The following is a 12,914-nucleotide window of genomic DNA, read 5'->3' as shown; positions in this document are numbered from 1 at the left end:
AACTCCTCGCTTGGCAGTTCGGCGGAAGGATGGCGGAGCCGCCAGCCCATGGCGCGCGCCCCTGGGGCGCCGCCTCGCCTCAATCGGGGTCGGCCGCGCCCTGGAAGAAATCCTTCATCTTGGCGAAGAAGCCATTGGATTCCGGGTGGGTCTCGTTGGAGCACTCGCGGTCGAATTCCGACAGCAGCTCCTTCTGGCGCTTGGTGAGGTTCTGCGGCGTCTCGACCACCACCTGCACATACATGTCGCCATGATTGCGGGTGCGCATCACCGGCATGCCCTTGCCCGACAGGCGCAGGCGCTTGCCGGACTGGGTGCCCTCCGGGATCTTCACCTTCGACTTCTCGCCGCCGATGGTGGGCACCTCCACCGTGCCGCCCAGCGCTGCCGTCACCATGGAGATCGGCGCGCGGCAATAAAGGTCGGCGCCCTCCCGCTGGAAGAAGGGATGGGGCTCGATGGACAGGAAGATATAGAGATCGCCCGCCGGGCCACCGCGCGTGCCGGCCTCGCCCTCGCCGCCCAGGCGAATGCGGGTGCCGTCCTCGACCCCGGCCGGAATGTGCACGGTAAGCGTGCGCTCGCGGGTCACCCGGCCGGCGCCGCCGCAATTGGGGCAGGGATCCTCGATCATGCTGCCGCGGCCCTGACAGGCGGGGCAGGTGCGCTCCAGGGTGAAGAAGCCCTGGGCATGGCGGATCTTGCCCGCGCCGCCGCAGGTGCGGCAGGTCTTGGGCTGGGTGCCCGCCTTGGCGCCAGAGCCCGAGCAGGACTCGCACACGATGGAGGTGGGGATCTTGATCTGGGCGTCCTTGCCGGCGAAGGCTTCCTCCAGCGTGATGTCCATATTGTAGCGCAGGTCCGCCCCGCGCCCGCGCCCACCATTGCCCTGCCGGCCGCGCCCGCCGGCCATCTGGCCGCCGAACAAATCGTCGAAGATATCGGCGAAGGTGGAGGCGAAGTCAGCGCCAAATCCTGGTCCGCCCGGGCCGCCGCCGCCCATGCCATTCTCGAAGGCGGCATGGCCGAAGCGGTCATAGGCCGCGCGCTTCTGCGGGTCCTTCAAGACCTCATAGGCCTCGTTGACTTCCTTGAAGCGGATCTCGGCCTCGCCGTCGCCCTGGTTGCGATCGGGGTGCCACTTCATGGCGAGCTTGCGGTAGGAGGCCTTCAGCACCGTTTCGTCGGCGCCGCGGTCACATCCCAGAACTTCGTAATAATCGCGCTTCGACATGGCTCGTTACATCCGCCGCCCCGGTCCGGTAGGGGGCCCTGAAGCGTCATATGCGGCACCACGCCCCTTTCGCCCCGGCGAGCCGCGAGCAGATGGTCCGAGGGGCGGGCAGCAGGTGCCCCGATACAAGACCCCCGGGGCAAGCCCCGGGGGATCGGTATTTCAGGCTCCCATCCCTTGCGGGATAAGGAAGCAAGGATCAGGCCGACTTCTTCTTGTCGTCGTCCACCTCGGTGAACTCGGCGTCCACCACGTCATCCTTCTTGGCCGCACCGGCCTCGGCGCCGCCGCCCTGCTGGGCCGCATACATGGCCTCGCCCAGCTTGAGGGAGGCCTGGGCCAGGACCTGGGTCTTGGCCTGGATGGCGTCGGCGTCCTCGCCGGTCACCACGCCCTTGAGATCCGTGATGGCCTGCTCGATGGCCGCCTTCTCTGAGGCGCCCACCTTGTCACCGTGCTCGGACATGGCCTTTTCCGTGGAGTGGATCAGGGCCTCGGCATGGTTCTTGGCTTCAGCCAAGGCCTTGCGCTTCTTGTCCTCGGCGGCATGCGCCTCGGCGTCCTTGACCATCTTGTCGATGTCGTTGTCGCTGAGGCCGCCGGACGCCTGGATGCGGATCTGCTGCTCCTTGCCGGTGCCCTTGTCCTTGGCGGACACCTGCACGATGCCGTTGGCGTCGATGTCGAAGGTCACTTCCACCTGCGGCACGCCGCGCGGCGCCGGCGGGATGCCCACCAGGTCGAACTGGCCGAGGATCTTGTTGTCCGCCGCCATTTCGCGCTCGCCCTGGAACACCCGGATGGTCACCGCCGTCTGGCCATCCTCAGCCGTGGAGAACACCTGGCTCTTCTTGGTGGGGATGGTGGTGTTGCGGTCGATCAGGCGGGTGAACACGCCGCCGAGCGTCTCAATGCCCAGCGAGAGCGGGGTCACGTCGAGCAGCAGCACGTCCTTCACGTCGCCCTGGAGCACGCCCGCCTGGATGGCGGCGCCGATGGCGACCACCTCATCCGGGTTGACGCCCTTGTGGGGCTCCTTGCCGAAGAACTGCTTCACCACTTCCTGGACCTTGGGCATGCGGGTCATGCCGCCCACCAGCACCACTTCGTCGATCTGGCCGGCGGTGAGGCCCGCATCCTTGAGGGCGAGCCGGCAGGGCTCGACCGTGCGCTGGATGAGGTCTTCCACCAGCGCCTCGAACTTGGCGCGGGTCAGCTTCATGGTCAGGTGCTTGGGACCAGACGCATCGGCCGTGATGAAGGGCAGGTTGATCTCGGTCTGGGTCGCCGACGACAGTTCGATCTTGGCCTTCTCGGCGGCTTCCTTCAGCCGCTGGAGGGCAAGCTTGTCGCTGCGCAGGTCGATGCCCTGCTCCTTCTTGAACTCGTCAGCCAGATAGTTGACGAGCCGCATGTCGAAGTCTTCGCCGCCCAGGAACGTGTCGCCATTCGTGGACTTCACCTCGAACACGCCGTCGCCGATCTCCAGGATCGACACGTCGAACGTGCCGCCGCCGAGGTCATAGACCGCGATGGTGCCGGCCGACTTCTTGTCGAGGCCATAGGCGAGCGCGGCCGCGGTCGGCTCGTTGATGATGCGCAGCACCTCAAGACCGGCGATCTTGCCGGCGTCCTTGGTGGCCTGGCGCTGGGCGTCGTTGAAGTAGGCCGGGACGGTGATGACCGCCTTCTCGACCTTCTCGCCCAGGAACGACTCGGCCGTCTCCTTCATCTTCTGGAGAATGAAGGCGGAGATCTGCGAGGGCGAATATTTGGTGCCGTCGGACTCGACCCAGGCGTCGCCATTGTCGGCGCGCACGATCTTATAGGGAACGAGGCCCTTGTCCTTGGCCACCGTCGGATCGTCAAAGCGACGACCGATGAGGCGCTTCACGGCGAAAAAGGTGCGCTCGGGATTGGTGACGCCCTGCCGCTTGGCGGGCTGGCCAACCAGGCGCTCGCCATCCTCAGTGAAGGCGACGATAGACGGCGTGGTGCGCGCGCCTTCGGCGTTCTCGATGACCTTCGGGGAGGCCCCCTCCATCACCGCCACGCAGGAATTGGTCGTTCCGAGGTCGATGCCGATAATCTTGGACATGTACTTCTCCTTGTCGGCAGACCGGCCGGGCCTATGCAGCGCCCACAAAAGGATGCCCGCGGGCCCCTCCCGCGGCTGTCCGCCGGTCCCCGTTGAATTGGGGTACGTCACGTTTCCGTGGCGTTCGAGGCCGATATAGGAGGGGTGCCGGACGGCCGCAAGGCGTGCAAGATGGCGCGCCTTAGCTTTTTCAAGAATCCGCGAGGTTGCTCATGCCCGGCCCGTCTTCCATCGGCGAGAATCCGCGTGCCGCTTTGCTGCTCGTGGACCTCCAGGTGGACTTTCTGCCGGGGGGAAGCCTTGCGGTCGCCGGCGGCGACGAAGTTGTGCCCCTCGCCAACCGCATTGCCTCAACTTTCCGTAACGTCATCCTGACTCAGGACTGGCACCCGGCCGGTCACGTGTCCTTCGCCTCGTCGCATGCCGGGCGGGTCCCGTTCGAGGTCATCACCTTGCCCTCCGGGCCGCAGGTGCTGTGGCCCGACCATTGCGTGCAGGACAACCCCGGGGCGGCCTTCGCCCCGGGCCTCCACGTCCCCCACGCCCAGATGATCGTCCGAAAAGGTGTGCACCCAGGCATCGACAGCTATTCCACCTTCTACGAGGCGGACCGCACGACCCCCACCGGCTTGACCGGGGCGCTGAGGGATCGCGGGATTGATCGCGTGTATCTGATGGGCTTGGCGACGGACTTCTGCGTCGCCTGGTCGGCCTTGGATGCCGTCCGGCACGGCTTTGCCACCCATGTGATCCTGGAGGGCTGCCGGGCGATCGATGCGGACGGCTCGCTCTCCCGGTCACTGGCCGACATGGCGGCCGCTGGGGTGAAGATGGTCGGCGTCGCCGGCCTGTGACCGGCCGGACGCGCGGTGCTTGAAGAGGATTAGCGGATCACCTGCTAGCGGATCACCTGGATGATCCGCCGGGTCTCCGGCTCCACCAGCACGGTCCCCTGATCCTGCAGCACCACATAGCGATAGGCGGAGGCATTGAAGCCGCCATAGTCATGGGTGGTGTCAAACGTCTGCAGTTGCACGGTTTCCGGCAGCGTGGCGCCGACCACGGGCGCAGGTCCGCTGGACACCACCACGGCCGGAGACTGGCTCACCACATAACGCTGCACGAGGACGCCCTGGGCTGGCGTCACCACCACCTGCTGGCGCGCGGGAACGACGACCGTGGCGGTCTGGGCGAAAGCGCCGGCTGTGCCGGCCAGCAGGACGGCGGCGCAGAGGCTGCCGGTGAGACGTGACGTCATGATCTGATCTCCTGATGTCTGTCCCCGCCCCTTCCCAGCTCCCTTGCAACGCCGGTGGGCGGCGCGGCGTTCCTCCCAAGGGCTGGCTGGCAGTACCCCCCTTGCGGGACGGCGGGCATCCGCCATTTTGGGGGGCAGCAGCCTTGAGGAAGGATCGGATGCAGAAGCTCGAACTCGCCCCCGGCTGCCTGTGGTGGCCCGGGCTTCTGGACCGGGGTGCGCAGGAGGCGTTGCTGGCGCAGGTGGAAGCGGGGCTGGAGCGGGCTCCGCTCTTTACCCCGCGCATGCCGCGCAGCGGTCAGCCTTTCAGCGTGCACATGAGCAATTTCGGCCCGCTGGGCTGGGTCTCGGATGTGGATGGCTACCGCTATCAGACCTTTCATCCCGACACCCGCCAGCCCTGGCCGCCCCTGCCCCCGGCCCTTTCCGCCCTCTGGGACCAACTGGCCGGCACGCCCTATCCGCCGGAAGCCTGCCTCATCAATTGGTATGATCCACAAGCTCGCATGGGCCTCCACCAGGACAAGGACGAGCAGGACCTCACCGCCCCGGTTCTCTCCCTATCGCTCGGCGACACCGCGGTCTTTCGGATCGGTGGCACGGAGCGGCGCGCGCCCACACGCTCCATCCGCCTGGCCTCCGGCGATGCCTTGTTGCTGTCCGGGCCTGGCCGGCTGGCGTTTCACGGCGTGGATCGCATCCTGCCGGGCACCTCGACCCTCATTGGCCGACCCGGCCGCTTCAACCTCACGCTGCGTCGCGTGACTCTGGCATGACATGTGGACACATCCCCGCCATGGTTCCGCCGGGATTGGTTCTAAACAGGAACACGACCCTTCTGGAGATGCACATGCGCCTACCGCTCGTTCTTGCCGCCCTCCTGCTGTCGGGCGGGATCGCCGGGGCCGCTGACGCAACATTCCCCAAGGGCAGTTCATTCGGACTCGTGCCGCCGGTGGGCATGGTGGAAAGCTCCACCTTCGCCGGCTTCGAGGACCCGACCATCGGCGCCGCCATTCTCATGGTGGAGATGCCGCCGGCCGCCTATGCGGAGGTGGAGTCGGGCTTCACGGACGCGGCGCTCGCCTCCAAGGGCATCACCACCGAGTCCCGCAGCACGCTGCCCTTGGCCTTGCCTGGGGCCAAGACCTTGTTCGTGACGGGCAAACAGAATGTGGGTCCCGTTGCTGCGCGCAAATGGATCCTGCTGGCAGGCACCGCACAGGCGACCGTGCTCGTGACCGTCCAGGTGGCGGAAGACAATGCCGGCAAGCTCAGCGACGAGACGGTGCGCAAGGCCCTGGAGACGCTGGCGTACCGCGCCCCGCCCACGCCGCAGGAGCAGATGGCCGAGCTGCCCTTCCGGTTCACGGACATGGCCGGGTTCCGGCCCGTGAAGGTGATCGGCAATACGGCCGTGGTGCTCACCGACGGCCCCAAGGACGTGATTGAGAATGCCGATCAGGCCCTGTTCGTCGCCGGCATCGCGCCCGGCGCCCCGCGCGAAGAGGAGCGGCGCCAGTTCGCCTTGCGGGCTTTGTCCTCGGTCACGGGGGTGAAGGAGCTGCGCATCGAGCGGGCCGAGCCGCTGCGCATTGGGGGCCTTCCCGGCTTTGAAATTCTTGCCAATGGCAAGGACGCGCTCGGCAATGAGGACGTGAAGGTCATCCAATGGCTGCGCTTCGGCCCCACGGCGCATCTGCGCATGGTGGCCATCGTGCGGGCCAAGGACTTCCCTGAGGATTATGGCCGCCTGCGCGCCCTTCGTGACGGGATGGAACCCCGCTGAGGCAGCGGCGCCCGCCGCCGCAGCGCGAATTAGACGCCGGCTCAACCGCCGGTGAAACCTTGAAACGCTTGGAAAAGCGCCCGCGGCAGCCCACGGGCACTTTTTTCTTGCGCGCACCTGCGGCGGGTCACCGTTGACACGCTAATTTAATTCGAGTGTATTAAATTCGAGACGACGGACGGACGAGGCCTGCCGGCACGCTGCGCCGCCCGCCCCTGACTGCCAAAGACGGGCCACCGGCCGACCCGCGTCATCCCGCCGCGCAGGTCACCGGGAAGGACCAGCCCCTCCCTGGAAACGCCCAGCCAAGAAGACGCCAGATCCATGACCCTCCTCCGTCCGGTCATCGAGACCGCATCCCTGGAGCCTCTGTTCCGCCCTCGCTCGGTGGCCATCATCGGCGCTTCCGCGACGCCGGGAAAAATCGGCGCCGTGCCGGTGGCCATGCTGCGCACATATGACTTCTCCGGCACGGTCTATCCGGTGAACCCCAAGGGCGGTCTCATCAGCGGCTATGAGGCGGTGCCTTCGCTGGCCGCCATCAGCGAACCGCTGGACCTCGCCATCATCGCCATTCCCGCCGCTGGCGTGCTGGAGGCTCTAGAGGAGTGCGCGGCGCGCGGCACGAAGGCGGCGGTGGTCTTCAGCTCCGGCTTTGCCGAAGTGGGCAGGGCGGGAGAGGACGCGCAGGCGGCGCTGACCGCCCTGGCGCGGCGCTCCGGCATGCGCATCATCGGGCCGAACGCACTGGGCGTCGCAAACCTGGAAACCGGCCTCGTCGCCAGTTTCTGCCCCTTCTTCAAGCCGCGTTTTCCCTCCGGCGGGTCCATCGGCCTTGTCAGCCAGTCCGGCGCCTTCGGCGGCTATGTGGCGAACCTCGCCCAGGACCGGGGCCTGTCCTTTTCCACCTGGATCACCACCGGCAACGAGGCGGATGTGGAGGTGGCTGACGGTATCGCCTATCTGGCCGCCGACCCCGCCACCCGTGTCATCCTGGTCTATATGGAAGGCGCGCGGAACGGCCCGCGCCTCGTGGCGGCGCTGGAGCAGGCGCGGGAGGCGGGCAAGCCGGTCATCGTCCTGAAGGTGGGGCGCACCGAGGCGGGGGCGGCAGCCGCTGCCTCCCACACCGCCTCGCTCGCCGGCGCGGACGCGGTCTATGACGCGGTGCTGCGCCAATGCGGCGCCCACCGCGCCAGCACCATCGCCGAGTGGTTCGACCTTGGCTATGCCTATGCGGTGGGCCGGCCGCCCCGCAACACCGCCATCGGGCTCATCACCGTCTCCGGCGGCGTCGGCGTGATGATGGCGGACGAGGCGGTCTCCGGCGGGCTCGACCCGACGCCCCTCGGGGAAGAGGCCCAGGCTCGCATTCGGGACATCATCCCCTTCGCCGGGACCCGCAACCCCGTGGATGTCACCGGCCAGATGCTGGGCGAACTGGATCGCTTCGGCGACATGGTGGAGGTGGTGCTGGCGGAGGCCGATTTCGGCAGCATCGTCGCCTTCAATGCCGGCGCCGGCCACAAGGAAGAGAACGGCTTCCGCATCCAGAAGGTCTGGCAGGAGGTGCGCGCGCGCCACCCCGACGCCTTCCTCGCCATATCCGGCGCCACCCCGCCCGCCGTGCGCGCCGCCTATGAGGCCGATGGCTGCCTCGTCTTCACCGAGCCGGATGCCGCCGTGCGCACCGCCGCCGCCATGGCGCAGCTCTCCGCCCCGCGCCCGGCGCGCACCCCGCCCGCCCCCATGGCGCCCCTGGCCCTGCCGGGAGGCACGCTCAACGAGCACGACGCCCTGGCGGTGCTGGCCGCGGCCGGGCTCCCCGTGCCGGGCGCACGAACGGCCGCCACACCGGAGGTGGCGGCCGAGGTGGCGCGGGAGATCGGCTTCCCCGTGGTGGTGAAGGTCCTCTCAGCCGACATCCTGCACAAGTCGGACATTGGCGGCGTCGCCCTCAATCTCCCCGATGCCGAAGCGGTGAAGCAGGCAGCGGCAGAGGTGATGGCCCGAGCCCATGCCGCCATGCCGGAGGCCCGCATCGAGGGCTGCCTCGTCGCGCCCATGGTGCCGTTCAAGGGAGCGGTGGAGACCATACTCGGCGTGCAGGTGGACCCGGTGTTCGGCCCCATGGTGATGTTCGGCCTCGGCGGCGTGCTGGTGGAGGTGCTGCACGATGTGGCGCTGAAGCGCGCGCCATTCGGGATCGAGGACGCCCGTGAGATGATCGCCTCCATCAAGGGGGCGGCCATCCTTCAGGGCGTGCGAGGCGCGCCGCCTGCGGACATCGACGCGCTGGCGCAGGCGCTCAGCGACCTCTCCCGCTTTGCCGCCGGCCATCAGGACCAATTGGTGACGCTGGACATCAACCCTTTCCTGGTGCGCCCCGCCGGAGCGGGCGCCGTGGCGCTCGACGCCGTCATTACAACGAGGACTTAAGCCATGACGGCCGATACGACGGTGGAAGCGCTGGTCTGCTCTGCCCATGGGGAGCCCGCCGGCCTGTCGGTGGGTGCGCTGGCGCTGCGCGCGCTGAAGGACAATGAGGTGGAGATCGAGGTGGAAGCCGCCGGCATCTCCTATGTGGACGTGCTGATGGTGCGCAATCTCCACCAGAACAAGCACGCCACGCCCTTCGCCGCCGGCATGGAGGTGGTGGGCCGGGTGCGAAGTCTCGGCTCGGGCGTAACCCATGTGAAGCCCGGAGACCGGGTGGCCGCCCTCCTTTATGATGGCGGCCATGCCCGCCGTGCCATCGCCGCCGCAAGCGAGACCTTCCTTCTGCCGGAAGCCTGCGACCCCGTGCGCACCGCCGCCTGGCTCTCGGTGGCGCTGACGGCCGAGATCGCCCTCACCGATCGGGCCGCCCTGAAGGCCGGCGAAACGGTGCTGGTGGGCGGCGCGGCCGGAGGGGTGGGCCTCTGCGCGGTGCAACTCGCCCATTGGCATGGCGCCCGCGTCATCGCCGCCGCCAGTGATGAGGCCCGCTGCGACCTGGCGCGCCAAGCCGGCGCCGATGCCGCGCTCGTCTACGGGGACGGCTTCCGCGAGCGCTGCCAGGGGCTCAATGACGGACGCGACGTGAACGTCATCATCGACCCGGTGGGGGGCGCCTTCGCCGAGGCGGCGGCCAACCTCCTGGACTGGGACGGTCGCTATGTGGTGATCGGCTTCGCCGGTGGCGGCATCACTTCCTTTGCCGCCAACCGCCTGCTGGTGAAGAACCGCGCCGTATTGGGCATGGTGCTGGGCTTCTATCGCTGGCAGCGCCCGGCCATCCTGGCGGCGGCGGCGGAGCGGGTGTTCCGCGCGCTGGCGGAGGGAGCCCTCGATGCGCCGGTGACGGTGGTCCAGGGCCTGGCCGGCGTGCCGGCGGTGATGGAGGAGATTGCCGGGCGGCGATTTCTCGGCAAGGCGGTCGTGGTGCCCTGAGCGGCTTTGGACACGAACGGGGGATAGCGCGGATGAGTGGGACCCAGGCCGTTCTCGCGGAGGACCGGGGCGCCGTGCGCCTCCTCACCCTCAACCAGCCGGAGCGGCGCAATGCGCTGTCCCCGCCCGTGCGGGAGGCGCTTCATGATGCGCTGGCGCCCGCCATGACGGACCCGCAGGTGCGGGCCATCGTCATCACGGGCGCGGGCGGCACCTTCTGTGCCGGCGGCGATCTTTCTGCCATGACACCGGGCGCCGGCCTCGCCGGCCGCGACCGAGTGGAGCGGCTTCAGCGGATCGGCCGCCTGCTGCTGGGTGGCCCCAAGGTGGTGATCGCGGCGGTGGAGGGGCACGCGGTGGGCGCCGGCCTTGCCCTTGCCGCTGCCTGCGACCTGGTGGTCGCGGCGAGCGACGCCCGCTTCACCAGCGCCTTCGACAAGGTGGGCCTGATGCCGGATCTCGGCGCGCTCTGGACCTTGCCGTGGCGCATGGGCATGGGCGCGACGCGCCGCCTGGTCTTTGCCGGCGAGAGCGTGACAGGAAACGAGGCCCAAGCCATGGGGCTCGCCGATTTCGTCAGCCCGCCGGGGGGCGCCCTTGATCTGGCGCTGGAGCGGGCCGCCGCCATCGCCGCCGGCCCCACCCGCGCCTTCGCGCTGGCGAAATCCATGCTGGCCATGCACCCGAGCGCCCTCGACCCCTTCCTGCGCGCGGAGGCCAATGCACAGGGCCTGCTCTTTACCTCGGAAGACTTCGCCGAGGGCCGTGCCGCCTTCCTGGAGAAGCGCAAGGCACGGTTTTCCGGCCTCTGACCACAGGCCCGCTCAAAGAAAAAGGCCGGCGCGATCTCCCGCGCCGGCCTCTTGTTTGTCGCTCGCCTCAGGCGGCCTCTTGGCGAAGAACCTGCCGGGCGATGTTGATCTGCTGGATCTGCGAGGTGCCCTCGAAGATGCGGAACAGGCGGACATCCCGATAGAGCCGCGCCACCGCCTGCTCCTCCAGATAGCCCTGGCCGCCGAACATCTGCACAACCCGGTCGGCCACCCGTCCCACCACCTCGCTGGCGAACAGTTTGGCGCAGGCGATCTCCACATGGGGGATTGGGCCGACATCGAACTGCCGGGCGCATTCCAGCACCAGGGCGCGGGCGGCCGCGATCTCCGCCTGGCTCTCGCCCAGAAGCACCTGCATGGCCTGGAAGGAGCCGATGGGCTGGCCGAACTGATGACGGCTCGTGAGATAGACCTTCGCCTCCTCCATCAGCCGCAGGGACTGTCCGACGCAGGTGGCGGCCACGTGGGTGCGGGCATGGTTGATGCCGCGCAACGCCTTCTTCAGGCCGTTGCCCTCCTCGCCGCCGAGCAAGGCGGACGCCGGCACTCGCACGCCCTCGAGGTGCACCTCGCCCACATGGGAGCCGCGCTGGCCCATCATGCGATCATGGGGCGGCGTGGTCAGGCCTTCCACGCCCCGCTCCACCAGGAAGCAGGACAGGCCCTTGCCGCCGGAGGACGCATCCCCCGTGCGGGCCACGATCATGAAGAGGTCGGCGTCCGGCGCGTTGGTGATGTAGCGCTTGCGGCCGGTGAGGACATAGGTGTCCCCCTCCTTCACCGCCACCGTCTCCACCGCCCCGGCATCGCTGCCGGCCGCCTCCTCCGTCAGGCAGAAGGCGCCGGTGATGGCCCCCGACGCCATCCCGGGCAGATAGCGGTCGCGCTGGTCTTGGGTGCCATAGTCCAGCACCACCTGGGAGGTGAGCCCGATGGTGGTGGAAAAGCGCGAGCGGTAGACCGCCGAGGCCTGGGTGAACTCGAAGGTAAGCCGGACCTGCTGCTCCATGCTCCAGCCGAGCCCGCCATAGGCGGGCGGCAAGGTGATGCCGAACAGGCCGAGCTGGCGCATGCCGTCCACCACGGCGTCCGGAATGGCGTCGTCCCGCTCCACCTGCGGCTCGGCGGGGCGCAGCACGTCCCGCGTGAAGGCCCGCACCTTCGTCAGATAGGCCTCGAATGCCGGCTGACCGGCCACCGACCCTTCCATGTCACTGCACCTTGATGTTGGCCTTGGAGATCACGTCCGCCCAATTGGCCTTGTCCTTCTCCAGGAAGGCACCCAGCTCGGCGGGGGTGGAGGGGGTCACGGAGGCGCCGAGGGGCTTGAGGCGCGCCACCACTTCAGGCTTGGCAAGGCCGGCCTGGAGCGCCTTGGCGAGGCAATCCACCGTCTTGGGCGGCGTGCCTGCCGGGGCGAGGAGCGCGAGATAGGTGACGACGTTGAAGCCAGGGCTCACCGTCTCGGCCACGGTGGGCACGTCGGGGAGCGCATCGGAACGAGACTCGGAGGTGATGGCGAGGGCTTTGAGCTTGCCTTCCTTCACCAGGGGCAGCGCCAGCGTCATGGTCAGCGCCATGGCCTGGATGCGGCCGCCCAAGAGGTCCTGCACCGCCTGGGGCTGGCCGGAATAGGGCACATGGAGCATGTCGATGCCGGTCTTCACCTTCAGCATCTCCATGGCCAGGTGCGGCGAGGAGCCGGTGCCGGCCGAGCCGAAATCCACCTTGCCGGGATTGGCCTTCGCATAGGCGATGAAGTCCTGCATGGTTTTGGCCGGGAAGTCGGGCGGCACCACGATGAGGTTCGGTACCATGCCGATCATGCCCACGGGTGCGAAGCTGGTGATCGCGTCAAAGGGCTGCTTGGGATAGATGGACGGATTGATGGTGTGCGCCGCCGAGGCGACAATCAGCGTACGCCCGTCGGGCGCCGCGCGGGCCACGGCCGCGGTGCCGATATTGCTTCCGGCGCCCGGCTTGTTCTCCACGATCACATTGTGGCCGATGCTGGTGCGCAGGTCGTCCGCCACCACGCGGCCGATGAGGTCCACCACCCCGCCCGGAGCATAGGGCACCACCAGAGTCACGGTATCCGTGGTGCAGGCCTCGGCCGCTTTCACAGGCGATGCCGGTGAGATAGTGATGGCAAACGCGGCCAATGCCGCGGCCGCGACCACGCGGCGCGTCAGGATGCGGTCTGTCTTCATGCGGCTTTCCTCCCCGGTGTGTTCCGCCCCGCCAGCTTCTCGCGCTCCGGCTTTGGGGTG

At 68.4% G+C, this 12,914-nt stretch carries 11 protein-coding genes; 6 read left to right on the top strand and 5 right to left on the bottom strand.

Going from position 1 to position 12,914, the window contains the following annotated elements; all coding sequences use genetic code 11:
* Nucleotides 1-79: 79 nt before the first annotated feature.
* Together dnaJ and dnaK are read right to left on the bottom strand one after the other, a co-directional pair.
* The gene (gene dnaJ / locus ACT54L_RS23395) at nt 80-1,234 is read right to left on the bottom strand and encodes a molecular chaperone DnaJ (RefSeq protein ID WP_476088063.1); all 1,155 of its coding nucleotides are present in this window, start codon (nt 1,232-1,234) and stop codon (nt 80-82) included.
* Nucleotides 1,235-1,433: 199 nt separating this feature from the next.
* Nucleotides 1,434-3,371 carry a molecular chaperone DnaK gene (gene dnaK / locus ACT54L_RS23390; RefSeq protein WP_476088108.1) on the bottom strand — a complete coding sequence of 646 codons (1,938 nt, stop codon included), beginning with the start codon at nt 3,369-3,371 and terminating at the stop codon, nt 1,434-1,436.
* Nucleotides 3,372-3,544: 173 nt separating this feature from the next.
* Here dnaK and pncA point away from each other — a divergent pair, with 173 nt between their 5' ends.
* Nucleotides 3,545-4,186, top strand: coding sequence for a bifunctional nicotinamidase/pyrazinamidase (gene pncA / locus ACT54L_RS23385; protein WP_476088062.1), 642 nt, complete (start codon nt 3,545-3,547; stop codon nt 4,184-4,186).
* A gap of 44 nt (nt 4,187-4,230) precedes the next feature.
* On the opposite strand, the gene ACT54L_RS23380 is transcribed toward pncA, so the two are convergent.
* Nucleotides 4,231-4,590, bottom strand: a complete 360-nt coding sequence (locus ACT54L_RS23380; protein WP_476088061.1) for a DUF1236 domain-containing protein — start codon at nt 4,588-4,590, stop codon at nt 4,231-4,233.
* A 158-nt stretch (nt 4,591-4,748) separates the two neighbouring features.
* Here ACT54L_RS23380 and ACT54L_RS23375 point away from each other — a divergent pair, with 158 nt between their 5' ends.
* The 5 genes from ACT54L_RS23375 to ACT54L_RS23355 all read left to right on the top strand — a co-directional run bounded on the left by ACT54L_RS23375 (nt 4,749) and on the right by ACT54L_RS23355 (nt 10,623).
* Nucleotides 4,749-5,366, top strand: coding sequence for an alpha-ketoglutarate-dependent dioxygenase AlkB (locus ACT54L_RS23375; protein ID WP_476088060.1), 618 nt, complete (start codon nt 4,749-4,751; stop codon nt 5,364-5,366).
* Between the two features lie 74 nt (nt 5,367-5,440).
* Nucleotides 5,441-6,379, top strand: a complete 939-nt coding sequence (locus ACT54L_RS23370; protein ID WP_476088059.1) for a hypothetical protein — start codon at nt 5,441-5,443, stop codon at nt 6,377-6,379.
* Nucleotides 6,380-6,703: 324 nt separating this feature from the next.
* Complete coding sequence (locus ACT54L_RS23365) at nt 6,704-8,818, top strand: acetate--CoA ligase family protein (RefSeq protein ID WP_476088058.1); 2,115 nt, start codon at nt 6,704-6,706, stop codon at nt 8,816-8,818.
* Nucleotides 8,819-8,821: 3 nt separating this feature from the next.
* A complete protein-coding gene (locus ACT54L_RS23360; protein WP_476088057.1) occupies nt 8,822-9,811 on the top strand; it encodes an NADPH:quinone oxidoreductase family protein in 990 nt (329 codons plus the stop codon).
* 32 nt (nt 9,812-9,843) lie between these two features.
* Entirely contained in the window at nt 9,844-10,623 is a 780-nt protein-coding gene (locus ACT54L_RS23355; protein WP_476088056.1) for an enoyl-CoA hydratase/isomerase family protein, read from the top strand.
* Nucleotides 10,624-10,690: 67 nt separating this feature from the next.
* On the opposite strand, the gene ACT54L_RS23350 is transcribed toward ACT54L_RS23355, so the two are convergent.
* Nucleotides 10,691-11,854 (bottom strand): acyl-CoA dehydrogenase family protein, encoded by a 1,164-nt coding sequence (locus ACT54L_RS23350; protein ID WP_476088055.1) that lies wholly within the window; start codon nt 11,852-11,854, stop codon nt 10,691-10,693.
* Between the two features lies 1 nt (nt 11,855).
* Entirely contained in the window at nt 11,856-12,854 is a 999-nt protein-coding gene (locus ACT54L_RS23345; RefSeq protein WP_476088054.1) for a tripartite tricarboxylate transporter substrate binding protein, read from the bottom strand.
* Between the last annotated feature and the right edge of the window lie 60 nt (nt 12,855-12,914).

It is taken from the genome of Aquabacter sp. DMC10, from assembly GCF_056314145.1.
The sequence above is the reverse complement of the archived record's forward strand: the minus strand, read 5'-3'. Positions and strand labels throughout refer to the sequence as shown.